This is a genomic window from Duganella sp. Dugasp78, from assembly GCF_059491455.1.
Genome location: NZ_CP168506.1, coordinates 4,306,774 through 4,329,643 on the forward strand (window position 1 = coordinate 4,306,774; position 22,870 = coordinate 4,329,643).

19 protein-coding genes are annotated in these 22,870 nt (G+C 65.8%); 13 read left to right on the top strand and 6 right to left on the bottom strand.

Annotated features, from left to right (window positions below; translation table 11 throughout):
- Nucleotides 1-16: 16 nt before the first annotated feature.
- Complete coding sequence (locus tag ACEN9O_RS19145) at nucleotides 17-226, bottom strand: DUF3460 family protein (protein ID WP_008450053.1); 210 nt, start codon at nucleotides 224-226, stop codon at nucleotides 17-19.
- 147 nt (nucleotides 227-373) lie between these two features.
- Here ACEN9O_RS19145 and ACEN9O_RS19150 point away from each other — a divergent pair, with 147 nt between their 5' ends.
- Both ACEN9O_RS19150 and ACEN9O_RS19155 read left to right on the top strand, forming a co-directional pair.
- On the top strand, nucleotides 374-1,273 hold the full coding sequence (locus ACEN9O_RS19150; protein WP_495613422.1) for a DMT family transporter: 900 nt from the start codon (nucleotides 374-376) through the stop codon (nucleotides 1,271-1,273).
- 83 nt (nucleotides 1,274-1,356) lie between these two features.
- The gene (locus tag ACEN9O_RS19155) at nucleotides 1,357-3,042 is read left to right on the top strand and encodes a hypothetical protein (RefSeq protein ID WP_495613423.1); all 1,686 of its coding nucleotides are present in this window, start codon (nucleotides 1,357-1,359) and stop codon (nucleotides 3,040-3,042) included.
- Here the strand turns inward: ACEN9O_RS19155 and ACEN9O_RS19160 are convergent.
- Nucleotides 3,008-3,913, bottom strand: a complete 906-nt coding sequence (locus tag ACEN9O_RS19160) for a LysR family transcriptional regulator (RefSeq protein ID WP_495613424.1) — start codon at nucleotides 3,911-3,913, stop codon at nucleotides 3,008-3,010. The two genes, ACEN9O_RS19155 and ACEN9O_RS19160, sit on opposite strands and share 35 nt — an antisense overlap.
- 121 nt (nucleotides 3,914-4,034) lie before the next feature.
- Here ACEN9O_RS19160 and ACEN9O_RS19165 point away from each other — a divergent pair, with 121 nt between their 5' ends.
- Complete coding sequence (locus ACEN9O_RS19165; RefSeq protein WP_495613425.1) at nucleotides 4,035-4,658, top strand: glutathione S-transferase family protein; 624 nt, start codon at nucleotides 4,035-4,037, stop codon at nucleotides 4,656-4,658.
- Nucleotides 4,659-4,670: 12 nt separating this feature from the next.
- Nucleotides 4,671-6,689 carry a 2Fe-2S iron-sulfur cluster-binding protein gene (locus tag ACEN9O_RS19170; RefSeq protein WP_495613426.1) on the top strand — a complete coding sequence of 673 codons (2,019 nt, stop codon included), beginning with the start codon at nucleotides 4,671-4,673 and terminating at the stop codon, nucleotides 6,687-6,689.
- A 16-nt stretch (nucleotides 6,690-6,705) separates the two neighbouring features.
- Here the strand turns inward: ACEN9O_RS19170 and ACEN9O_RS19175 are convergent, their stop codons facing one another.
- Both ACEN9O_RS19175 and ACEN9O_RS19180 read right to left on the bottom strand, forming a co-directional pair.
- Entirely contained in the window at nucleotides 6,706-8,421 is a 1,716-nt protein-coding gene (locus ACEN9O_RS19175) for an extracellular catalytic domain type 1 short-chain-length polyhydroxyalkanoate depolymerase (RefSeq protein ID WP_495618504.1), read from the bottom strand.
- Nucleotides 8,422-8,567: 146 nt separating this feature from the next.
- The gene (locus tag ACEN9O_RS19180) at nucleotides 8,568-9,503 is read right to left on the bottom strand and encodes a LysR family transcriptional regulator (RefSeq protein WP_495613427.1); all 936 of its coding nucleotides are present in this window, start codon (nucleotides 9,501-9,503) and stop codon (nucleotides 8,568-8,570) included.
- Between the two features lie 120 nt (nucleotides 9,504-9,623).
- Here ACEN9O_RS19180 and ACEN9O_RS19185 point away from each other — a divergent pair, with 120 nt between their 5' ends.
- From ACEN9O_RS19185 to ACEN9O_RS19215, 7 genes are all read left to right on the top strand, one after another.
- Entirely contained in the window at nucleotides 9,624-10,433 is an 810-nt protein-coding gene (locus ACEN9O_RS19185) for a putative hydro-lyase (RefSeq protein WP_495613428.1), read from the top strand.
- An 84-nt stretch (nucleotides 10,434-10,517) separates the two neighbouring features.
- Entirely contained in the window at nucleotides 10,518-11,789 is a 1,272-nt protein-coding gene (locus tag ACEN9O_RS19190) for an MFS transporter (protein ID WP_495613429.1), read from the top strand.
- Nucleotides 11,790-11,822: 33 nt separating this feature from the next.
- Nucleotides 11,823-15,458, top strand: a complete 3,636-nt coding sequence (locus tag ACEN9O_RS19195) for a hydantoinase B/oxoprolinase family protein (protein WP_495613430.1) — start codon at nucleotides 11,823-11,825, stop codon at nucleotides 15,456-15,458.
- 71 nt (nucleotides 15,459-15,529) lie between these two features.
- Nucleotides 15,530-16,606 carry a porin gene (locus ACEN9O_RS19200; protein ID WP_495613431.1) on the top strand — a complete coding sequence of 359 codons (1,077 nt, stop codon included), beginning with the start codon at nucleotides 15,530-15,532 and terminating at the stop codon, nucleotides 16,604-16,606.
- A 9-nt stretch (nucleotides 16,607-16,615) separates the two neighbouring features.
- Nucleotides 16,616-17,167, top strand: coding sequence for a nuclear transport factor 2 family protein (locus ACEN9O_RS19205; RefSeq protein ID WP_495613432.1), 552 nt, complete (start codon nucleotides 16,616-16,618; stop codon nucleotides 17,165-17,167).
- Nucleotides 17,168-17,182: 15 nt separating this feature from the next.
- The gene (locus tag ACEN9O_RS19210; protein WP_495613433.1) at nucleotides 17,183-17,650 is read left to right on the top strand and encodes a cache domain-containing protein; all 468 of its coding nucleotides are present in this window, start codon (nucleotides 17,183-17,185) and stop codon (nucleotides 17,648-17,650) included.
- Nucleotides 17,651-17,882: 232 nt separating this feature from the next.
- Nucleotides 17,883-18,563: a PilZ domain-containing protein gene (locus tag ACEN9O_RS19215; protein WP_495613434.1), complete on the top strand. Its 681-nt coding sequence runs from the start codon at nucleotides 17,883-17,885 to the stop codon at nucleotides 18,561-18,563.
- A gap of 4 nt (nucleotides 18,564-18,567) precedes the next feature.
- On the opposite strand, the gene ACEN9O_RS19220 is transcribed toward ACEN9O_RS19215, so the two are convergent.
- Together ACEN9O_RS19220 and metG are read right to left on the bottom strand one after the other, a co-directional pair.
- The gene (locus ACEN9O_RS19220; RefSeq protein ID WP_495613435.1) at nucleotides 18,568-19,047 is read right to left on the bottom strand and encodes a GNAT family N-acetyltransferase; all 480 of its coding nucleotides are present in this window, start codon (nucleotides 19,045-19,047) and stop codon (nucleotides 18,568-18,570) included.
- A gap of 10 nt (nucleotides 19,048-19,057) precedes the next feature.
- A complete protein-coding gene (gene metG / locus ACEN9O_RS19225) occupies nucleotides 19,058-21,226 on the bottom strand; it encodes a methionine--tRNA ligase (RefSeq protein WP_495613436.1) in 2,169 nt (722 codons plus the stop codon).
- Nucleotides 21,227-21,348: 122 nt separating this feature from the next.
- Between metG and apbC the strand changes: the two genes are divergently transcribed.
- Together apbC and ACEN9O_RS19235 are read left to right on the top strand one after the other, a co-directional pair.
- Nucleotides 21,349-22,437: an iron-sulfur cluster carrier protein ApbC gene (gene apbC / locus ACEN9O_RS19230; protein ID WP_495613437.1), complete on the top strand. Its 1,089-nt coding sequence runs from the start codon at nucleotides 21,349-21,351 to the stop codon at nucleotides 22,435-22,437.
- A 15-nt stretch (nucleotides 22,438-22,452) separates the two neighbouring features.
- Entirely contained in the window at nucleotides 22,453-22,845 is a 393-nt protein-coding gene (locus ACEN9O_RS19235; RefSeq protein ID WP_495613438.1) for a DUF4399 domain-containing protein, read from the top strand.
- The last annotated feature ends 25 nt before the right edge of the window (nucleotides 22,846-22,870 follow it).

Here is a 22,870-nt window from a genome sequence, read left to right on the forward strand (position 1 = left end):
CTTGCCGCCCCGGTGCTTAGACTTTGTTCTGATAAACGTAGGCTTGTTGCTTGATCGCCGATTTCAGCTGGCGCTCCTGCTCATCGAGCGACACCGGCGGACGATCCCACAGCAAGGCGCGGCCCTGTTGCTGGCCAGCTTCCATGCCCGGATTCTTTTCCTTCAGCGCCTTGATGAACAGGGTGTGCTCGGATTCGTACATCGAATGTTGTTTGGAGAGTTTCATATTTTTCAAGTGGGTGGATCAGCAACAGGTATTTTACCGCGCCGCAGCGGCCGGACGCCAATGCTATTGCTAGCCGCCAGCGAGAAACGGCAGAATCGGCTAAGCTCAGGCGGCAATATTGCATCATTACCACGAAAATCACTACCCATGAGCACCCGCCTGACGCCCCGCACCATTTTCCTGCTGACCCTGCCGCCGCTGCTGTGGGCCGGCAATTCCATCGTCGGCCGGCTGGTGCACGACCAACTACCGCCGGTGCTGCTCAATTTCCTGCGCTGGGCGCTGGCCGGCGCCATCCTGCTGCCGCTGGCCGGGCCGGTGTTCCGGCGCGACGCCGGCATGTGGCGCTACTGGAAGCAATACGCTCTGCTGGGCCTGCTCGGCATCGGCCTGTACAACACCTTGCAGTACATGGCGCTGCAAACCTCGACCCCGATCAACGTCACCCTGGTGGCCTCCGGCATGCCGGTGTGGATGATGTTGACCGGCTGGCTGTTCTTCGGCGTGCCGGTCGGCCGGCTCCAGGTGGCCGGCGCCGTGCTGTCGATCGGCGGCGTGCTGCTGGTGCTGGCGCGCGGCCAGTGGGAGCATCTGCTGGCCTTGCGGCTGGTGGCGGGCGATTTGTTCATGATACTGGCCACCATCGCCTGGTCGTTGTACAGCTGGCTGCTGACGCGCGCCCGCGAGCCGGCCGCGCTGCGCGCCGACTGGGCCGGCTTCCTGCTGGCGCAGGTGGCGTTCGGCGTGCTGTGGTCGGGCGGCTTTGCGCTGGGCGAGCAGGCGCTGGGCGCGGCGCCGGTGCAATGGAGCTGGACCCTGGCAGCCGCGCTGGCCTATGTGGCGGCCGGGCCGGGCGTGATCGCCTTCCGCTGCTGGGGCGCGGGCGTGCAGGCGGCGGGGCCGTCGGTCGGCGCCTTCTTCGTCAACCTCACGCCTCTGTTCACCGCCGTGCTGTCGGCCGCCTTCCTGGGCGAGGCGCCGCACGGCTACCACGTGGCCGCGTTCGCGTTGATCGTCGGCGGCATCGTGGTGTCGGCGCGGCGCTAGCGCAGGAAGATTAACGGAGCGCAACAAGCAGCGGTATCGGCCGACTTACACTGCACCTTCGCCATCACTCAGCGGAGGACAGTATGCGGCACAGTCCGTTCAAACCAAGCGGCATCCTGGCCGTGGCGGCCCTGATCGGCGTCGTCCTGCCGCGGCAAGCGGCGCTGGCCGCCGACGCCAGCCTGCGCGACGCGCTGGCGCCCGGCCTGCTGGGCCTGTATCCCAGCGAACGTTTCAAGCTGACGACCGGCCGCTGCCACGACTGCGTGGCGAGCGAGCAGGCGCTGTGGTACTTCAACGACGACATGATCGCCGTGGCAAAGGCCGATCCGGCCGGCTATGCGCCGCGGCTGCGGGCGCAGGACGACGTCAAGGCCTGGCTGACCGACGCCGGCGGCCGGCCGCGCGACCAGGCGCCGCCGCTGGTGTGGATCGGCTCGCCCCACGTGGCAGAGGGCCGCCTGGCACCGGACGCGCGCCTGATACGGCGCGACGGCGGCGCCTCGCTGGCCGTCGAGTTCACGCCCAGGCTGTCCTCCAACCGATCCTACGTGGACCGCGGCAGTCTGGCGTATTTTGCCAGCGGCGACGTCAAGGCCCGTGGCGTGCTGAATGAAGAACGTTTCGTGATCCGCACCTTGTGGCCCAAGCGCTACGCGCTCGTTGCGGCCGCGCCCAGCCAGCCGCTGGCCGGCGGCGAGAGCATCGAAAGCCTGGTCCGCGCGCAGCACGGTGGCGCCACCGCCGCCTACGCCAGCCGGACGCTGTGGCGCCGCGACGGCGGCCGCCAGCCCATGCCGCTGGCCGGCAAGCCGGTACTGGCCTTCATGCTCAACGGCGCGCAGGGCGATGACGATGAATCCTACGGCGGCCACTTTGCGGTCGCCACCGGCCGCTTCGGGCCGGCGGGCGAGTGGGACAACTGGCTGGTGAATAATTTCTACAGCCTGGCCTCGGTCAGCGAGAAAGGCATCGTTGCCTCGATCCTGCCGATGGACGCCTACCTGGCGGACCTCAACAGCGGCCAGGCCTGGTACCGCCCGTCCTACATGCTGGTGGCGGTGCTCAAGGACGCGCGCGCGCCGGCCTTGTACCAGGAGGCGATCAGCCGCGTGTTCAACCACTTCTACCGGCAGGACTTCCACTACCGCCACGCCAGCACCAACTGCGCCGGCATCAACGTCGAAACCCTGCGCACGCTGGGCTGGGACATCCCGCGCCTGGGCGGCGAGAGTCCCGTAAAGGCGGCGCTGGCCTTGCCGTACATGGCGTTGAAAGAGGTCAGCCTGGCCAGCGGCCAGAGCGCCTACGACTACCTCAAGACCGAGCGCACCGAGTTGCTGCCGTTCGCCGCCTTCAATACCGTCGCCGCCGACCTGCTCACGCGTCTGGCCGCGCAGGGCAGGGCCGCTGGCGGCACGCTGGAGGCGCAACTGAGCCGGGACCTGGAAGCGCTGATGTTCGTGCGCATACCGCAGTTTCCGTCGTCGCGCGCCTACGGCAGCGCCCCGGTGTTGTCGCTGCACGAGTATCAGCAGCGCGCGCCGGCCAACCACGCGGACTGGAAGATCGTGCCGGTGGCGTCCCGTTTGCTGCCGGCCGCATTCAAGGACGCCACGGCGCCAAGCGAGCGCAAACCGGCGTCGGTGATCGCGACCTGGCTCTGGTTGGGTTTCGCGGCGGTGGCTGCAGCTGTAGCGGTGGCGCTGCTGAAGCGCCGCCGTCTCCGCAGCGCTAGTCGCCGGCCGCCGCCTTCAGCGCATCGATAAACACGCGCACCTTTTGGGGCAGGTGCGGCGTGGCCGGGAACACCGCGTGGATGTCGCCCTCCGGCAGCGACCAGTCCGGCAGCAGCCGCACCAGGCGGCCGGCGGCCAAGTCCTCCCGCACCGAAAACCAGGTCGCGCGCAGCACGCCGTCGCCGGCTAGCGCGGCGGCGCGGCAGGCGGGGGCGGTGTTGGTCGAAAAGACGATATTGCGCATCCGCACTTCGCTATGCCGGCCGGCGCCGTCCTCCAGCGTGAAGGTGTTGGGCTGCCGCAGCACCGTCAGCGAAATATAGGGCAGCGACGCCAGCGCCTGCGGATGGTCCGGCATGCCGTGCCGCGCCACGAACTCCGGGCTGGCCACCAGCAGCCGCACCATGCGGCCGACGCGCGCCGCCATATAGCCCGAATCGGCCAGCTTGCCCAGCCGCACCGTCACATCGATGCCCTCGGCGATCAGGTCGATCAGGCTGTCGCCGCACACCAGCTCCACCTTCAGCGCCGGATAGCGCAGCCGCAGCTGCGACAGCACCGGCGCCACCACCATCACCCCGTAGTCGATCGGCGCGGCCACCCGCAGCGTGCCCTGCGGGATCGCGCGGCCGCTGCGGGCCTGCTCGATGGCTTGCTCGGCCTGTTGCAACAGCTGGCGGCTGGCCTCGTAGAAGTCGCGCCCAGCCTCGGTCAGCGACAATTTGCGGGTCGAGCGCAGCAGCAGGCCGACGCCCACTTCCGCCTCCAGCAACTGCACATGCTTGCTGACCATGGACTTGGCCAGCCCAAGGCGCTCGGCGGCGGCCGTCAGCGAGCCGGCGTCGACCACGGCAACGAAGGTGATCAGGCGGTTCAGGTTGATGGTGCTTAAATCGGCCATGGCGGGTGGAAATGATGATTGTTCACCTAGGGTGAACTGAGATTCCTGTTTTGTCCAGCTTATCAGCACGATTGCGGCTGAATATACTGGCCTGACCATACATCGTTACAGGACATCCATCATGAAGCTATACGGCTCCCCCCTTTCCGGCCACACCCACCGCGCGCGCCTGTTCCTCAGCCTGTTGAACCTGCCGTACGAATTTGTCCAGCTCGACATGCGGGCGGGCGAGAACCGCACGCCCGAGCATCTGGCGCGCAGCCCCTTCGGCGAAATACCGGTACTGGAAGACGGCGACGTGACGCTGCCCGATTCGACCGCGATCCTGGTCTACCTGGCCTTGAAATACGACGACAGCGGCCGCTGGCTGCCGCGCGATCCGCTGGCCGCGGCCACGGTGCAGCGCTGGCTGTCCAACGCCTCCGGCAAGATCGCTTACGGCCCGTGCGTGGCGCGGCTGGTGGTGGCGTTCGGGCTGCCGTTCGATCATGAGCGCGCCAAGAGCATCGCGGTGCGGCTGTTCGACGCGATGGAAGTGGAGCTGGCCGGCCGCCGCTTCGCGCTGGGCGAGCAGCCCAGCATCGCCGACGTCGCCGCCTTCACCTACATTGAGCATGCGCCCGAAGGCGGCGTGTCGCTCAAGCCGTATCCGAACATCCGCGCCTGGCTGACCAACGTCCGCGCCTTGCCCGGCTTTGTGCCCATGACCGCGACGGCATGCGGCCTCGCACCCGAAACCATCTGAACGGAGACCATCATGAGCGCCACACCATTCCATGCGGGCGAATTGGCCATCCAGCAGCGGGTGGGTGTGCGCGAGCAGATGGCGGGCGTCGGCGCGGCCGGCGTGCGCGACTACATGCCGGACCAGCACCGCCAGTTTTTCGGCGAGCTGCCGCTGTTCTTCATCGGCGCGCTGGATGGCGCGGGGCGGCCGTGGGCCACCATGCTGGTCAACGATGCGGGCTTTGTCTCGACGCCGGATGCGCGCACGCTGCACATCGCCGGCGGCATGCTGGCCGGCGATCCGCTGCAGGGCCAGCTGCGCGAGGGCGCCCACATCGGCGGGCTGGGACTGGTGCCGCACACGCGGCGGCGCAACCGCGTCAACGGCGTGATCGCGGCGCTCGACCAGGACGGCATGCGGGTGGCGGTGACGCAGAGCTTCGGCAACTGTCCGCAGTACATCCAGGACCGGGAGCAGACGCCCGTGCCGGCGGCGGCTGTGCCGCTGGTGTTGCGGGCCGCCGCGCTGAGCGCGCAGGACCGCGAGTTGATTGGCCGTGCCGACACCTTCTTCATCGCCAGCGCCAATCTGGAGACCGAGGCGGGACGGGGCGTCGATGTCTCGCACCGCGGCGGGCGGCCCGGCTTCGTGCGGGTGGACGACGATCTCACACTGACCTCGCCTGAATTCGTCGGTAACTTCTTCTTCAACACGATGGGTAATCTGCTCGCCTATCCGCGCGCGGGATTGCTGTTCATCGACTTCGAACGCGGCGACATGCTGCACGTGGCGGTGGAAGCGGAGATCATCTGGGAAGGCCCGCAACTGCGCGCCTTCACCGGCGCCGAACAGCTGCTGCGGCTGCACGTGCGCGAAGTGGTGCGCAACGTGGATGCGCTGCCGTTCCGCTGGAGCGCGCCCAAGCCGGCCGCGCAAGTGGCGCGCACCGGTGTGTGGGAGGAGGCAGACCGCGTGCAGCAAGCGGCCGCGCTGACCAGTGCGTGGCGGCCGTACACCGTCACCGACGTGGTGCGGGAGAGCGCCACGGTGCAGTCGTTCCACCTGGAGCCGGCAGACGGCATGGGCGTCGCCGCGCATGTGTCGGGCCAGTTCATCTCGCTGCGCGTGGAGGCGGATGGTGCATCGCGCATCCGCAGCTACACCTTGTCCGATGCGCCGAACGGCCGCGGCTACCGCATCAGCGTCAAGCGCGACGGCGCCGTATCGGGCTGGCTGCACGACCACCTGGCGCGCGGCGCGCGCATCGAGCTACTTGGGCCAGGCGGCGACTTCACTTTCGAGCGGGGCACGCGGCGGCCGGCGGTGCTGCTGTCGGCCGGCATCGGCATCACGCCGATGATCGCCATGCTGAACGGCTTGCTGGTGAACGGCAACCGCACGCGGCACCGGCATCCCATCCATTTCTTCCATGGCGCGCGCAATCGCGACCAGCATGCGTTTGCCGCCCATCTGCAAACGCTGGCTGCCGGGCACCGCAACCTCAATGTCCACATACGCTACAGCGGCGGCGAGGGCGAAGCCAGCGACATCGCCAACTGGCAGTCCAGCGCCGGCCGCATCGACCTGGATTGGCTGAAGACGCAGCTGCCGTTCGACGATTACGATTTCTACCTGTGCGGTCCGGCGGCGTTCATGCAGCAGATGTACGACGGCTTGCGCGGCCTGAACGTGGCCGACGCGCGCATCCGCTTCGAAGCCTTCGGTCCGGCCAGCGTGCGGCGTGACACGGCACCAGCACCGGCCACGCCTGCCGGCCCGCCGGCCGCGCCGGTGCCGGTGCTGTTCGCGCAGTCGGGCATGTCGGCGCTGTGGGATGGCAAGGGCAGCCTGCTGGAGCTGGCCGAAACCAAGGGCGTGCCGGCTGAATCGGGCTGCCGCTCAGGCCAGTGCGGCGCCTGCGCGGCCGGGCTGCTGTCCGGTGCCGTCGAATACACGCGCGTGTGCGGCGCCGAAGTCGCCGCAGGCCAGGTGCTGCTGTGCTCCGTCGTTCCGGCCGCCGGCAGCGAGGCCATCACGCTGGCGCTGTGATGGCCGATGTTTACGTTCAAGGGCAGTTGCCGATAACGTAGTAGCCGGCCGCCGTCTGCGCCAGCACGCTGGTGTAGAACAGATTGTCCAGCCCCATGTTCTGATTGGAGCCATTGGCCAGCGCGTAGCCGCCGCTGTCGTGCGCGCGTCCCGCCTGGACATGGGCGTAGTTGCTGGCGCTGGTGCTGGCGCAGCTCCACGCCGGCGCCGTGGTGACGTTGATCGCCGTCGACAGCGCACTCTCGCCCGCCGCGCCAACCGCCGACACCGCGAAGCTGTAGCTGGTGCTGGCCGCCAGCCCGCCGGCGGTGTAGCTGGTGGCGGTCAATGGCGACGCGGTCAACTTGGCACCGTTGCGATACACGTTGTAGCCGGTGGCACCGCTGACCGCGTTCCAGCTCAGCGCCACGGCGCTGGAGGTTGGCGTCCCCGCGCTCAAGCCGGTCGGCGGCGGCAGCACCGGCGCGCTGCCGACCAGGAATTGCGCGAGCGGACAGGCGGTCGAGACCTGGCCCTGCGTGTCGGTGGCGGTCACGCTGCCCGTGTAGTAACCGCTGGCGACGTTGTAGCTCTTGCTGAAACTGGCGCCGCTGCCGGCCGCCGTGTCGTTGATCGCGGTCGGGCCGTTCAGCTGCACCGCGTAGCTGGCCACGCCGCCGCTGGCCGTGGCCGCGCCGCTGACGGTGACGCCGCTGCCGCTGACCACTGTGGTGCCGCAGGAAGTCATCACCGGCCCCGGCGCCGACGCAGCGCGCAGATTATTCTTGAACCAGAAATCCATGACGAAGGCCGGGTAGTTGACCTTGGTGCTGTCGACGAAATTGGTGTTCTGGCCGCCGCTGCCGGCCGGCCACGCGTGGCCCATGCCGCTCACCGTGATCTCGTGCGTGCGCAGCTTGCCGTTGCTGTCGGTGTAGGGCACGTTGCTGCCGCCGCCCGCCACCGCGACCGCTGCGCCCTTGCTGTAGCTGCCGCCGTAGGCCAGACGCATGCCGGCCGTGTCGATCGGCCCATAGGCTTGCGCCACCGTGAAATCGGAAGTACCCCAGATGGCGCCGGCGATCTGCGTGGCGAAGGCGCCGGCGTTGGCGCCCGCCATCGCCTTGCATTGGTTGCCTGCCGTGGTGGCGGTATAACCGGAGGGAACGGCGCCGATCTGCGCGGTGGTGGTGCCCGGCGGCGGCCCGGCGTTGATGCCGACGCCGGCGAAGATGTCCGGCGCCAGGCAGCCCAGCACCATCGTCTCGCCGCCGCCTGACGACAGGCCCGTCACATACACCTGCTTGGGATCGATGGCGTATTGCGGGTCGTTGACGAAGCGGCTGACCAGGTCGAGCAGGATGGCGTCGTGGCCGGTGGCGCTGCGGGTGTGGGTGGTGTTGGCGTAGTCCCAGCAATGGTTGTTGTAGACATTGCCGGTGGCGTTGGGCGCGAGGATCACGGCGCCGTATTGATCGGCCATCGCCTTCCAGTTGAAGCCGCCGTCGCCGCCGCTGTCGATCACGTCGCCGCCGGCCGTCTGCAGGCAGCCGTGCAGCACCAGCACCAGCGCGCGCTTGCCGCCCAGCGTGGGCTGCGATGCGGGCCAGTAGAAAAAGCCGGTGAGATTGCCGCCGTTGACGCTGTCGGCGGCCCAGGTCTGCTGCGAGCTCCACGTGCCGGGTCCGGCCGTCACCGCTTGCGCCAGGCAGGCCGCCGCCAGCAGGATCGAACAGACGAACGCCTGCCCCATCAATCGCTTGATGTTGAATGCCATGATGTGTCTCCGTTGTCGTTAGTGGGTGCGCCGGCCGCACAAAAATAGTAGATCAAAACCGCGCGCGCACGCGCACCCCAGTATTTTTACTGTTGTGCAATCGGCATGACCGGGACGGGGCCTCAGCCCAGCGACTTGATGTAGCGTGGATCGATCTGCGCGCAGTAGCTGGCGCAAGCCTGGCGGGCGGCGTTGGCGGCGGCGTGCACCAGCATCTCGGCATTGGAGTGGAAGCACATCGAGACGATGATGGCCGGCGGTTCCGGCTGCACCGGCAGTTCGATGAACTCGCCGTTCTTGAGCGCGTCGACCACGAACAGGCTGGGGATGGCGGCGACGCCGTAGCCATCCTTCACCAGCTGGACGATGGCCGCCACCGACGGCGAGCAGGTGATGCGGGTCTGCTCCAGCGGCACCATCGCCAGGTTGGCCATCTTGCTGACGATTTCCTCGATCATGCGCTGCGGCGCCGTGCCGCGGCCGAAGGTCAGGATGGGCAGGGCCAGCACGCGCTGGTTCAGGCCTTCCTTGCGCGTGTCGATCAGACCCTTGCGGGCGATCCAGTGCAGCGGATACACGGCCAGCGCCTCGGAGACGATGTCGCTGCTCTCCACGCCCTCGACCTGGATCACCAGATCGAGCTCACGCGCGCGCAGGCGCCGCTCCAGCACATTGCTCATGTCGACCGCCAGGTCCACCTCCAGCTCCGGGTACATGGCGTTCAACTCGCGGATGTACTGCGCCAGCCAGCTGTGCACCACCGATTCGATCACGCCCACGCGCAGGCGGCCGCGGATCGCGCTGTCCTTCTGCGCCGCCGCCATCAGCCGGCGCGTGGCGTCGACCACCGCCTTGGCATGGGCCAGCAGGTACTCGGCGTTGGCGGTGAGGCGGAAGTCCTTGCTGGCGCGGTCGATCAATTCCGTTTGCAGCTCCTCCTCCAGCGTCTTGATGCGCAGCGAGATGGCGGCCGGCGTGGCATGCAGCGCACGGGCCGTGGCGCGGAAGCTGCGCAATTGGGCGAGGGTGACGAAGGTTTCCAGGAAGCGGGTGTTCATAGCAAATAAGAATACCTTAACCCGGCGCACCAAGATAGCGCGGAGTGGTAAGAAAAACTATACAACAACAGCAAAAATAACTAGATAGCGTATAGGGTTATTCAAGTTTATTCTTAACTCATGCAAGTTATTCATGATTTGAACGAGACCAGCGCCATGACCCCACTCGAATTACGTCACAAAGTACGCAGCGGCGAATTCCGCCTGCCGACCTCCGGCCATTGCGGCCCATACGCCCAAGCCAACCTGGTGATCCTGCCGCAGGCGCATGCCGACGAGTTCCTGCTGTTCTGCCAGCGTAATCCGCGTGCCTGCCCGCTGCTGGCGGTGGGGGAGCCTGGCCAGTGGAACGTGCCGCGCCTGGGCGCCGACATGGACCTGCGCAGCGACGTCCCAGGCTACAACGTCTATCGTGGCGGCCAGCTGGCGTCGCAAACGTATGCGCTGCACGACGTCTGGCGCGACGACCTGGTGGTGTTCGCGATCGGCTGCTCGTTCTCGTTCGAGCAGATGCTGATCGAGGCCGGCATCAAGCTGCGCCACATCGAACAGCGCCGCAACGTCGCCATGTACCGCACCAATATCCGCAACCAGGGCGCCGGTCCGTTCGGCGGCGAGATGGTGGTGTCGATGCGGCCGATGAAGGCGTCCGACGCCATCCGCGCGATCCAGATCACCAGCCGCTATCCGGCGGTGCACGGCGCGCCGGTCCACCTGGGCGACCCGTCGCTGATCGGCATCGCCGACATCGCGCGGCCCGAATACGGCGATGCAGTCGAGATCATGCCGGACGAAATACCGGTCTTCTGGGCATGCGGCGTGACGCCGCAGGAAGCCATCCGCCACGCGCGCCTGCCGCTGGTGATCACCCACCAGCCGGGCTACATGCTGGTGACCGACATACTCAATTCATCCTTAGCAGCGTTCTAGTTTAAAAACCAAAGTGGCGCCCATGACGGACCCGCACCGCGCGTCCTAACGGGGACGGCTACGCCAAATCAAAGGGGGAGCATCATGAATACCAGAGCACTATCAACCACCCAGCCCGAAGGATACTTCGCCTGGTTCCACGCACTGACCGGCAAGGAGCGCCGCACTTTCTGGAGCTGCAAGATCGGCTATGCGCTCGACGCGATGGACACCCAGTTCCTCAGCTTCGTGATCCCGACGCTGATCGCCACCTGGGGTCTGTCCAAGGGCGACGCCGGCTTGATCGGCACTGTCACCTTGCTGACCTCCGCCGCCGGCGGCTGGATCGCCGGCATCCTGTCGGACCGCATCGGCCGCGTCAAGACGCTGCAGCTGACCATCCTGTGGTTCGCCGTCTTCACCGTGCTGTGCGGACTGGCGCAGAACTTCACCCAGCTGCTGGTGGCGCGCGGCCTGATGGGCTTCGGCATGGGCGGCGAGTGGACCGCCGGCGCCATCCTGATCGGCGAGGTAATCCGCGCCAAGGACCGCGGCAAGGCGGTCGGTATGGTGCAGGCGGGATGGGCGATCGGCTGGGGCGTGTCGGCGCTGCTGTATGCGCTGATGTTCTCGCTGCTGCCGCATGACTGGGCATGGCGCTCGCTGTTCCTGCTGGGGATATTGCCTGCGCTGTTCGTGATCTTCATCCGCCGCTTCGTCGACGAGCCGGAGGTGTTCGTGGCGCAGCAGAAGAAGGTGGCGCCGGAGGACCGCGCTTCGTTCGCCCAGATCTTCGCACCGAAGATGCTGAGCACCACGCTGCGCGCCGTACTGCTGACCACCGGCGCCCAAGGCGGCTACTACGCCATCACCACCTGGCTGCCGACCTTCCTCAAGACCGAACGCCACCTGACGGTGCTGGGCACCGGCGGCTACCTGGCGATGGTGATCGTCGGCTCGTATGTGGGCTACATCGTCAGCGCCTTCCTGACCGACTACCTGGGCCGCAAGAAGAACTTCATCCTGTTCGCCACCGGCTCGCTGTGCATCGCGCTGGCCTACACCCGCTTGCCGGTGACCGACAGCGTGATGCTGTTCCTCGGCTTCCCGCTGGGCTTCTGCGTGTCCGGCGTGTTCAGCGGCATGGGCGCCTTCCTGACCGAGCTGTTCCCGACCGCGATCCGTGGCTCCGGACAGGGCTTCAGCTACAACATGGGCCGCGCCATCGGCTCGCTGTTCCCGCTGATGATAGGCCTGAGCAGCCAGTCGATGGCACTGGGCGAGGCGATCGGCGTGTTCGCCGGCACCGCCTACGGCGTGATGATCCTGGCCGCGCTAACGCTGCCCGAAACCGCCGGCAAACAACTTGAATCCTGATTTAGACAGTATTTAGACAGTAGAGGTAACATCATGAAAAACGACATCCCCGCCCAACAACTCCGCTGGCAGTTCTGGGTCGACCGCGGCGGCACCTTCACCGACATCGTCGCGCGCCGTCCGGACGGCAAGCTGGTCACGCACAAGCTGCTGTCCGAATACCCGGAGCGCTACGACGACGCCGTCACGCAAGGCATGCGCGACCTGCTCGGACTGAAGGCGGGCGATCCGCTGCCGGCCGAACAGATCGAAGTGATCAAGATGGGCACCACCGTCGCCACCAACGCACTGTTGGAGCGCAAGGGAGCGCGCACCGCGCTGGCCATCACGCGCGGCTTCGCCGACCAGCTGCGCATCGGCTACCAGGACCGGCCGGACATCTTCGCCATGCGCATCGAGCTGCCCGATTTGATCTACGAGGAAGTGATCGAGATCGACGAGCGCATCGGCGCACGCGGCGAGGTGCTGCAAGCGCCGGATGAAGCGCTGCTGCGCCGGCAGTTCGCCGCGGTGCGCGCCAAGGGCATCGACGCCATCGCCATCGTCCTGATGCATGCCTACCGCTATCCGCAGCACGAGCAGCGGCTGCGGGCGCTGGCTGGGGAGGCAGGCTTTACGCAGATCTCCGTCAGCCACCAGGTCAGCCCATTGATGAAGATCGTCGGCCGTGGCGACACCACCGTGGTGGATGCCTACCTGTCGCCGGTGCTGCGCGATTACGTGTCGCGGGTCTCGGCCGACACGGGCGACACGCGCATCATGTTCATGCAGTCCAACGGCGGCCTGACCGACGCCGCCCGCTTCCAGGGCAAGGACGCGATCCTGTCCGGCCCCGCCGGCGGCATCGTCGGCGCGGTCAAGAGCTGCGAGGCGATCGGCCTGAAACAGGTGATCGGCTTCGACATGGGCGGTACCTCGACCGACGTCGCCCACTACGACGGCGCCTACGAGCGCGTGTTCGAGACCGTGGTGGCCGGCGTGCGGGTGCGTGCGCCGATGATGCACATCCATACCGTGGCGGCCGGCGGCGGTTCCATCTGCAGCTTCGAGAACGGCCGCTTCAAGGTCGGGCCGGAATCGGCCGGCGCCAATCCTGGTCCGGCCAGCTACCGCAAGGGCGGCCCGCTGACCGTCACCGACTGCAACGTGATGCTGGGCCGTATCCAGCCGGAGCACTTCCCGCACGTCTTCGGCCCGAACGGCGACCAGCCCTTGGACCGCGATGTGGTGGTGCGCGCCTTCGGCGAACTGGCCGAGAAGATCGCCCGCGAAACCGGTACGCGGCTGTCGCCGTCCGCCGTGGCCGACGGCTTCCTGGCGGTGGCGGTCGACAATATGGCGCAGGCGATCAAATCGATCTCGGTGGAGCGCGGCTATGACGTCAGCCGCTACGCCATGTGCTGCTTCGGCGGCGCCGGCGGCCAGCACGCCTGCCGCGTGGCCGACGTGCTGGGCATGACCAAGATCGTGATCCATCCGTTTGCCGGCGTGCTGTCGGCGTTCGGCATGGGCCTGGCCGACATCCGCGCCATGCGTGAAGGCGCGGTCGAGCAGCCGCTCAGCGACGCCACGCTGGCCGAGCTGGGACCGCAACTGGTGGCGCTGGCGCGCGAGGCCGCCACCGAACTGCTGGAGCAGCAGGTGGCGCAGGACGACATCCGCGTCGAACTGTGTGCGCGGCTGAAGTACCAGGACAGCGATTCCGCCTTCGTCATCCCGATGTCGAGCATGGCCGAGATGAGCGAGGCCTTTGCGGAGCTGTATCGCGGCCGCTTCGGCTTCGTCATGGAAGGCCAGCCGCTGGTGATCGAATCGGTGTCGGCCGAGGCGATCGGCGCGGGCGATGGCGCCGACTTCGTCATCGAAGTGCCGGCCGGCGGCGGCGGGGATGCGCCGGGCCGCGTCTACAGCTACGTCGATGGCCAGACCGTGCCGATCGCGCTGCACGTGCGCGCCGAGCTGCCGGTGGGCAGCCGCGTCGCCGGTCCGGCGCTGATCCGCGAGGAGATCGCCACCACCGTGGTGGACGCCGGCTGGAGCGCGCGTGTGCTGCCCGACCATACGCTGCTGCTGGAGCGCAGCGCGGCCGCCGGCAGCGCGCACAAGATGACCACGGCCGTGCATCCGATCCATCTTGAGATCTTCAACAACCTGTTCATGGCGATCGCCAAGCAGATGGGCACCACGCTGGAGAACACCGCCTATTCGGTCAACATGAAGGAGCGGCTGGACTTCTCCTGCGCGATCTTCGACCGCCACGGCAACCTGATCGCCAACGCGCCGCACATCCCGGTCCATCTGGGCTCGATGAGCGACAGCGTGTTGTGCGTGATCCGCCAGCACGCGACGACGATGGCACCGGGCGACGCCTATGTGCTCAACGTGCCGTACAACGGCGGCACCCACCTGCCGGACATCACCATCGTCTGCCCGGTGTACGGCGACGTCGGCGCGCCGCCGTTCGCGGTGCGGCCGGAGCCGCTGTTCTATGTCGCCGCGCGCGGCCACCACGGCGACGTCGGCGGCATCACGCCCGGCTCCATGCCACCCAACAGCACCAGCATCCTGGAAGAGGGCGTCCTGCTCGATAACGTCAAGATCGTCGACAAGGGCGTGTTCCTGGAGCCGCTGGTACGCAGCCTGTTCGGCGCCGGTCCCTGGCCGAGCCGCAATATCGACCAGAACATCGCCGACCTGATCGCCCAGCTGGGCGCCTGCGAGACCGGCGCCAACGAACTGCTGAAGGCCACCGCCTGCTACGGCGAGGACGTGGTGCTGGCCTACATGCAGCACGTGCAGGATAACGCGGAAGCGGCGGTGCGCAAGGCCATCGGCGGCCTGCGCGATGCCAGCTTCGCCTACGAGATGGATGACGGCGCGGTGCTGAAGGTGAAGCTGACCATCGACCACGCCAGCCGCAGCGCCACGGTGGACTTCACCGGCACCAGCGAGCAGCGTCCGACCAACTTCAACGCGCCGCTGTCGGTCTGCAAGGCGGCCGTGCTGTACGTGTTCCGCACGCTGATCGACAGCGACATACCGATGAACGAGGGCGTGCTCAAGCCGCTCAACCTGATCATCCCGGAAGGCTCGATGCTCAACCCGCGCTATCCGGCCGCTGTGGTGGCGGGGAATGTGGAGGTGTCGCAGTACGTCACCGACGCGCTGTACGGCGCGCTGGGCGTGATGTCGGCTTCGCAGGGCACGATGAACAACTTCACCTTCGGTAACGAAGAGCACCAGTACTACGAAACCATCGCCGGCGGTTCCGGCGCCGGGCCGGGCTTCGACGGCACGGCCGCCGTGCAGACCCACATGACCAACTCGCGCATGACCGATCCGGAAGTGCTGGAGTGGCGCTTCCCGGTGCTGGTGGAAACCCACGCGATCCGGCGCGGCAGCGGCGGCGATGGCGCGCAGCGGGGCGGCGACGGCGCCTTGCGCCGCATCCGCTTCCTGGAGGCGATGACGGCCAACATCCTGGCCGGCCACCGCCGCATCGCGCCGTTTGGCCTGGAGGGCGCTGCGCCTGGAGCGCTGGGCCGCAACTGGGTCGAGCGCGGCGATGGCACGGTCGAGGAGTTCGGCGCCACGCACACTGCCGAGATGCGGGCCGGCGACGTCTTCGCCATCGAGACGCCGGGCGGCGGCGGCTTCGGAATCAAATAAGCAAACGGGCGGGATAGCCAAGGCTCGTTATCCCGCCTCCAATATCAGAGCCTGAATAACTGGGGAAAAAAATGAACAAGACTATGCTTGCGCTCACGCTGAGCGCATTGGCGGGGACGGCTGCAGCTCAATCGAACGTCACGGTGTACGGCATCGTCGACATGGCGGTGGTGCGCGAGAGCGGTGGCGTTGGCACTGCTGCTTCCAGCACCAAGCTGACCAGCGGAGTTGAATCGGGTTCGCGATTGGGCTTCAAAGGCAGCGAGGATCTGGGCGACGGCCTGTCCGCCGTCTTCCTGCTGGAGAACGGCTTCCAGGCCGATACCGGCGCGATGGGGCAGGGCGGCTTGCTGTTCGGTCGCCAGGCCTACGTCGGCCTGCAGTGCAAGAAGGACGGCACGCTGACCTTCGGCCGCCAGTACACGCCGCAGTATCTGGCGGTGGCGGCGGTCGATCCCTTCGGCTCCGGCACGGCTGGCGATACCAAGAACCTGATGGCGTCCACCGGCAATAGCGCCAGCCGCATGGACAACTCCATCAAGTACGCGTCGCCGGTGTTCAACGGCTTCAATGCGGAAGTGGTCTACGGCGTTGGCGAGGTGGCGGGCGACAGCAAGGCGCAGCGCCAGTTCGGCGGCGCACTGGCTTACACCAACGGCCCGCTGGTGCTGCGCCTGGCGCATCACAACCGCAACAACGATACCGCCACGCTGAAGAACACCAGCAGCGCAAAGAACACCGTGCTGACGGCGCTGTACGACTTCGGCGTGGCGAAGGCGCACTTTGCCTACGGCGTCGACAAGGGCCTGAACAGCGCCTTGCCGCGCAACCTGAACAACCCGTTCGGCTACGCGGTGGCGCCGACGCCGACGATCGACAGCAGCGTGGTGCTGTTGGGTGTGACGGTGCCGCAGGGGATGGGCACATGGCTGGCCTCCTACATCCGCAAGAACGACAAGACCAGCTACAACCAGGATGCGCAGCAACTGGCGGCGGGTTATCGCTACTACCTGTCCAAGCGCACCGACTTGTACGGCGTGTACGCATACATCCGCAACAAGAACGGCGCCGGTTATACGGTCGGTAGCGCGATTGAAGGCGGCACGGGGAATCGCGGCATCAATCTGGGCATCCGCCACGTCTTCTAGGCGGCCGCCATGCGCTCCCCCGCCCACACCATCCATAGCTATCTGCTGGCCAAGGATGGCAATCGTCCGCACCTGATGGCCGAGGCCTTCAGCGAGGACGCCATGTTATCGATGCAGGTCCACACCGACAGCATCGCTTTCCCGCCGCTGTCGCAGGGACGCGACGCCATTGCGGATGTGCTGGTGCGCCGTTTCGGGCAAAGCTACGAGAACGTCTATACTTTTTGTCTGACGCCTCCGCCTGGGCAAGTGGTGCCCACCTTCAGCTGCGAATGGCTGGTGGCGATGACGGACAAGGGGAGCGGCAACGTGCGGGTCGGCTGCGGGCGCTATGACTGGCAATTCGAGGATGTCACCGGCCTGGCCGAGCGGCTGGCGATCAGCGTCGAAGTCATGCAGATATTGCCGCCGGCGGCCCTGGCGCCGGTCATGAAATGGGTGGCCTCGTTGCCCTATCCGTGGTGCGTCACCGAGGCTGTTATCGCCCGCGCGGCAGATGTGGTGGGCGTGGGGCCGGTGCTGGCCTGGCTGGCATCGAATAATCGACGTTCGTGTTTTTAATTCAAGGAGTTGAAAATGAAAAAACTGTTGAAATACTTCGTGATGGGCTGTGCTGCAATGCTGTTCACTGCGGGTGCCGGCGCGGCGGAGAAGGGCACGGCCGACGAGGCGGTGGCGATGGTCAAGAAGGCCGCCGAGTTCCTGAAGAAGAACGGCAAGGAAAAAGCCTTTGCCGAGTTCAATAATCCGAAGGGGCAGTTCATTCAGAAGGACCTGTACATCTTCGCTTTCCTGGCCAACGGCGACGGCATCGAGCAGGCCAACGGCGCCAACCTCAAGCTGGTCGGCAAGAACGTGCTGGAGATGAAGGACGCCGACGGCAAGTTCCTGATCAAGGACATTCTCGCGCTGGGCATGGGCAAGGAGGGCAAGGGCTGGATCGACTACAAGTGGCCCAACCCCAGCACCGGCACCATCGACGGCAAGCGCACCTACGTCGAGCGCGTGGAGGACGTCGTGATTGGTTGTGGGATTTATAAGTAGGAATTGGCGGTGGAGGTGGGTTGTTTCCACCTCCATTTTTCAAGATGTAAAATATAGGTTGCCACGCGGCAAATTACAAACTATGATGAAGTTATAAGAGACCTAAATAAACGTCTACATTATAGGTGGTGACATGCTACTCACTGAGCACACTGCCGTCCCGATCCGTAGAGGACCGCCACGGCCGCAAGATGCGATAGGCCCCATCCCAGCCTCCGCCAATTCCTATGACATGACGACCGAAGATGATATCGGCGATGCATTCACCGCCCTTGCCGCAAGCGGTGATGCGATCTCGATGTACACCAGCGGCGTCCGTGAGCCGGTGCTTGGCCGCATATTGTCAGTCGATCCCGAATTGCCGCACTTCGTGATGGAATTGAACGAAGGGGAAATCCTCCCGCCTGGCAAAGTCACTTTTGTCACCGTCCTGAGCAACGCGAAGATTCAATTCCGCCTGTCCAATATGGATTGGAACTCGCTTCCCGGCCAGCCGCAGCTGATCCCGATGGTCTTCCCGGAAACCTGCGCGGTGCTGAACCGGCGCGGGTTCGAGCGCGTGGAAACGCCGCTGGGCGTCACTTTCATGGCCTCGTTCGAGGTGAACGGCAGGATGTATGAGCTGCCCATCTACGATTTCGCGCAGGGCGGAATGGGCCTGCGCTGCACGAAGAGTGCGACGAAGGGTTTGCTCAAGGGCCGCAAGGTGGTGGAGGTGCGGCTGGAACTGGAAACGGAATCCGAGTCGGAATCGGTGATCGTCGCGGAAATGGAAATTCGGGTCACGCGCTCCGTCCGCTCCTTCCTGCTGGGCGAGCAGCTGCATGTGGGCTGCATGTTCACCCAGGTGTCGCCGGAGGCGGAAGCCGATATCAAAACCCTGCTGAAGCACATCAGCCACGCCGCGGCGTAGCGGCTTAGTGCTTGAGCGAACGCCGCATCACCAGCGGCGGCGGTTCCATCGGATTGGCGTGGGAGTATTCAAGCTCTTCCGCTAATTCGAATTCAAAGGCGGTGTAGAAGTCGATCAGCTTGGGCTGGTCGCCGCGCACGGCCAGCCGCACTTCCTCCACGCCGCTCGCCAGCCCATGATGGATCACCGCCTCCAGCAGGTGCTGCGACAGATTGTCGCCGCGGTACTGCGGCAGCACGCCCATGCGGCAGATCTCCCACACATCCGGCTCCGCGTCGAGCGGCAGCCAGCGCACCGAACCCACCGGCTCTTCATCGACCAGCAAAACAAAACCGCCGCCATCGCGCAGGTGGTCTGCAACGAGGACGGCGGTCTCGCGGTGGCCGCTGGAGGTGACGCTGACCTTGCCGGCCCACGCTGCGCGCGTGAGGTCGGCAATCAGCTTGGCATCGTCATTCCGCGCTTCCCGAACCACGATGTTCATCGGCTAGCCCTTAGCGGATGCGCATGCCTGGCTCAGCGCCCGGCCACGGATTGAGGATGTAGATGCCTGGATTGGCTTTCTCGTCCTTGGCGGAACCTGCCAGCACCATGCCCTCGGACACGCCGAACTTCATCTTGCGCGGCGCCAGGTTGGCGACCATCACGGTCAGCTTGCCGACCAGCTCTTCCGGCTGGTACATGGACTTGATGCCGGAGAAGACGTTGCGCAGGCGGCCTTCGCCCACGTCCAGCGTCAGGCGCAGCAGCTTGTCCGAACCGTCGACGTGCTCGCAGTTGACGATCCTGGCCACACGCAGGTCGATCTTGACGAAGTCGTCGATGCTGATCTGCGGCGCCAGTTCCTCCACGCCTTCCGGCATCGGCAAGGCCGGCGCGGCTGGCGCGGCGGCCTGCTTGGCCGGCTTGGCGGCGACCGCCGGAGCGGCTGCGGCGGCAGCTTGCTGCGCCGGCGCGTCGAACAGGTCCTCGATCATCTTGGCATCGACGCGCGTCATCAGGTGCGCGTAGGCGCCGATGGTGCGGCCCAGCATCGCGCTCGACACCACGCCGCTGGCGACGTCGGTATCGGCCCACACCAGCTGCGCGTCGTTGAGGAACTTGGAGACATTGGCGGCCACGCCCGGCAGCACCGGCGACAGCAGGATGGTCAGCTGGCGGAACAGGATCAGCGCCGTGGTGCAGACGTCGTGCAACTCGGCCAGTTTGGACTCGTCCTTGGCCAGTATCCACGGCTTGTTCTCGTCGACGTACTGGTTGGTGATGTCGGCGATTTCCATGATCTCGCGCAGCGCCTTGCCGAACTCGCGCGCCTCGAAATTGGCGGCGATGCTGGCCTGGCGTTCGACGCCGTCGGCGGTGATCAGCGCGCGCTTGATCCAGCCCTGCGCGCCCTCGGACAGCGACGACGCCAGCTTGCCGTCGAACTTCTTGGCGATGAAGCCGGCGCAGCGCGAGGCGATGTTGACGTACTTGCCGATCAGGTCGCTGTTGACGCGGGCCACGAAGTCCTCGCCGGTGAAGTCCAGGTCTTCCACCTTGGAGTTCAGCTTGAAGGCGATGTAGTAGCGCAGCCATTCCGGGTTCATGCCCAGGTTCAGGTAGCGCAGCGGCGAGATGCCGGTGCCGCGCGACTTCGACATCTTCTCGTTGTTGACGGTCAGATGGCCGTGCACGTTGACCTTGAGCTTGTCGATCACCGGATGGCCGGCGAAGTTCAGCATGGCCGGCCAGAACAGCAGGTGGAAGGAGACGATGTCCTTGCCGATGAAGTGGATCTGCTCGGTGCCTGGATCGTTCAGCAGCGCGTTGAAGTCGATGCCTTTTTTCTCGCAGTAGTTCTTCAGGCTGGCCAGGTAGCCGACCGGCGCGTCCAGCCAGACGTAGAAGAACTTGCCCGGCGCGTCGGGAATCGGGATGCCGAAGTAGGGCGCGTCGCGCGAGATGTCCCAGTCGGCCAGCTTCTCGCCGGCTTCGCCCAGCCATTCGCTGACCTTGTTGACCATTTCCGGCTGCAGGCGGCCCGGCGTGTTCAGCCAGTCCTTGAGGAACTGGTAGCAGCGCGGGTCGGACAGCTTGAAGAAGTACTGCTCCGAATCCTTGAGGATAGGCGTGGCGTTGGTGAATACCGAGAACGGGTTGATCAGCTCGGTAGGCTGGTAGGCCGCGCCGCACACTTCGCAGTTGTCGCCGTACTGGTCCTTGGCGTGGCAGGTCGGGCACTCGCCCTTGATGTTGCGGTCCGCCAGGAACATGCCTTTGACCGGGTCGTAGAAGCGCGGCACGATCTTGGTCTGGATCAGGCCGTTGTCGCGCAGCTTGCGATAGATGCCCTGCGACAGTTCGACGTTTTCCGGCGAGTCGGTCGAATACCAGTTGTCAAAGGCGATGTGGAAACCGTCCAGGTACTGGGCGCGGCCGGCGGCGATCTTGGCGACGAATTCCTGCGGCGTGATACCTTCCTTTTCGGCGGCGATCATGATTGGCGTGCCGTGGGTGTCGTCGGCGCCGACGAAGTGCACCACCCGTTGAGCGTCGCCGTCGCGCTGCATTCGCTGGAACCGGACCCAGATGTCGGCCTGGATGTACTCCATCATGTGGCCAATATGGAAAGCGGCGTTTGCGTAGGGCAGGGCAGTGGTGACGAACAGCTTGCGGGTCATGGTTGATGCACTTTGTGGGTGGAAAAAGAACATTTTAACAGTGGAAGCCGCAACTGCGCACGTTCGAGGGGTTTTCTGGCGCGATGCGCTAGAATGAGGGCACATTTTACGGAGAGAGTTACATGAGCATCACAGTAGAAGACGTTAAAGCCGCGCTGTCCAAAATCGTTGACCCGAATACAACGAAAGACTATGTGACCGGCAAGGCCGTGAAGAATCTGAAGGTCGAGGGCGGCGATGTCTCCCTCGATATCGAGCTGGGCTACCCGGCCAAAAGCCAGTTCGACGCCATCCGCGCCAGCGTGATCGCCGGCCTGCGCGCGCTGCCGGGCGTTGGCAACGTCAGCGTCGGCGTGTCCAGCAAGATCATCTCGCACACCGTGCAGCGCGGCCTCAAGTTGATGCCCAATGTGAAGAACATCATCGCCGTGGCCTCCGGCAAGGGCGGCGTCGGCAAATCGACCACCGCCGTCAACCTGGCGCTGGCGCTGGCCGCCGAGGGCGCCTCGGTCGGCCTGCTGGACGCCGATATCTACGGCCCGTCGCAGCCGATGATGCTGGGCGTGTCCGGCCGGCCTGAGACCAAGGACGGCAAGACCATGGAGCCGCTGGAGAACTACGGCGTGCAGGTGTCGTCGATCGGCTTCCTGATCGACCCGGACGAGCCGATGGTGTGGCGCGGCCCGATGGTCACGCAGGCGCTGCAGCAGCTGCTGGAGCAGACCAACTGGCGCGACCTGGACTATCTGGTCGTCGACATGCCGCCCGGTACCGGCGACATCCAGCTGACCTTGTCGCAGAAGGTGCCGGTCACCGGCGCCGTCATCGTCACCACACCGCAGGACATCGCGCTGCTGGACGCGCGCAAGGGCCTGAAGATGTTCGAGAAGGTCGGCATTCCGATCCTCGGCATCGTCGAGAACATGAGCACCCACATCTGCTCCAACTGCGGCCACGCGGAAGAAATCTTCGGCGCCGGCGGCGGGGCGAAGATGTGCAAGGATTTCAATGTCGAGTTCCTCGGCGCGCTGCCGCTGACCTTGTCCATCCGCGAGCAGGCCGATTCCGGCAAGCCGACCGTGGTGGCCGAGCCGGACGGCCAGATGGCCGCCATCTACAAGGACATCGCCCGCAAGATTGCAGTACAGGTCTCGGAGAAGGCCAAGGATATGACCAGCAAGTTCCCCAGCATTGTTATTAAAAACGACTAAACCGGAGATCACTTCATGATGAAAAACCTTGTAGCCGCCGCAGCCTTCCTGGCCCTGAGCGCCAGCGCCTTCGCCCAGCAATCGGTTTCGTTCGTCGAGCCGGCCGACGGCGCCACCGTCACCAGCCCGTTCAAGGTCAAGTTCGCTGTCACCGGCATGGAAGTCAAGCCGGCCGGCGACATGACGGCCAACACCGGCCACCACCACCTGCTGATCAACGCCGCGCCGGTCAAGGCGGGCGAAGTGGTGCCGGCCGACGAGCATCACATCCACTTCGGCAAGGGCCAGACCGAGACCGAAGTCAAGCTGGCACCCGGCACCTACACCTTGTCGATGCAGTTCGCCAACGGCCTGCACCAGTCCTATGGTCCCGGCATGAGCAAGGACATCAAGATCACCGTCAAGTAAGCCGGAGGGGCATGCGGGAGTGCCA

Coding starts and splice junctions, on each gene's coding strand:
- ACEN9O_RS19175 (WP_495618504.1), bottom strand. CDS start 8,421: ATGGGGCAGGCGTTCGTCTGTTCGATCCTGCTGGCGGCGGCCTGCCTG.
- ACEN9O_RS19220 (WP_495613435.1), bottom strand. CDS start 19,047: ATGAACATCGTGGTTCGGGAAGCGCGGAATGACGATGCCAAGCTGATT.
- ACEN9O_RS19195 (WP_495613430.1), top strand. CDS start 11,823: ATGAAAAACGACATCCCCGCCCAACAACTCCGCTGGCAGTTCTGGGTC.
- metG (WP_495613436.1), bottom strand. CDS start 21,226: ATGACCCGCAAGCTGTTCGTCACCACTGCCCTGCCCTACGCAAACGCC.
- apbC (WP_495613437.1), top strand. CDS start 21,349: ATGAGCATCACAGTAGAAGACGTTAAAGCCGCGCTGTCCAAAATCGTT.
- ACEN9O_RS19185 (WP_495613428.1), top strand. CDS start 9,624: ATGCAAGTTATTCATGATTTGAACGAGACCAGCGCCATGACCCCACTC.
- ACEN9O_RS19235 (WP_495613438.1), top strand. CDS start 22,453: ATGATGAAAAACCTTGTAGCCGCCGCAGCCTTCCTGGCCCTGAGCGCC.
- ACEN9O_RS19190 (WP_495613429.1), top strand. CDS start 10,518: ATGAATACCAGAGCACTATCAACCACCCAGCCCGAAGGATACTTCGCC.
- ACEN9O_RS19165 (WP_495613425.1), top strand. CDS start 4,035: ATGAAGCTATACGGCTCCCCCCTTTCCGGCCACACCCACCGCGCGCGC.
- ACEN9O_RS19170 (WP_495613426.1), top strand. CDS start 4,671: ATGAGCGCCACACCATTCCATGCGGGCGAATTGGCCATCCAGCAGCGG.
- ACEN9O_RS19180 (WP_495613427.1), bottom strand. CDS start 9,503: ATGAACACCCGCTTCCTGGAAACCTTCGTCACCCTCGCCCAATTGCGC.
- ACEN9O_RS19155 (WP_495613423.1), top strand. CDS start 1,357: ATGCGGCACAGTCCGTTCAAACCAAGCGGCATCCTGGCCGTGGCGGCC.
- ACEN9O_RS19160 (WP_495613424.1), bottom strand. CDS start 3,913: ATGGCCGATTTAAGCACCATCAACCTGAACCGCCTGATCACCTTCGTT.
- ACEN9O_RS19210 (WP_495613433.1), top strand. CDS start 17,183: ATGAAAAAACTGTTGAAATACTTCGTGATGGGCTGTGCTGCAATGCTG.
- ACEN9O_RS19200 (WP_495613431.1), top strand. CDS start 15,530: ATGAACAAGACTATGCTTGCGCTCACGCTGAGCGCATTGGCGGGGACG.
- ACEN9O_RS19215 (WP_495613434.1), top strand. CDS start 17,883: ATGACGACCGAAGATGATATCGGCGATGCATTCACCGCCCTTGCCGCA.
- ACEN9O_RS19205 (WP_495613432.1), top strand. CDS start 16,616: ATGCGCTCCCCCGCCCACACCATCCATAGCTATCTGCTGGCCAAGGAT.
- ACEN9O_RS19150 (WP_495613422.1), top strand. CDS start 374: ATGAGCACCCGCCTGACGCCCCGCACCATTTTCCTGCTGACCCTGCCG.
- ACEN9O_RS19145 (WP_008450053.1), bottom strand. CDS start 226: ATGAAACTCTCCAAACAACATTCGATGTACGAATCCGAGCACACCCTG.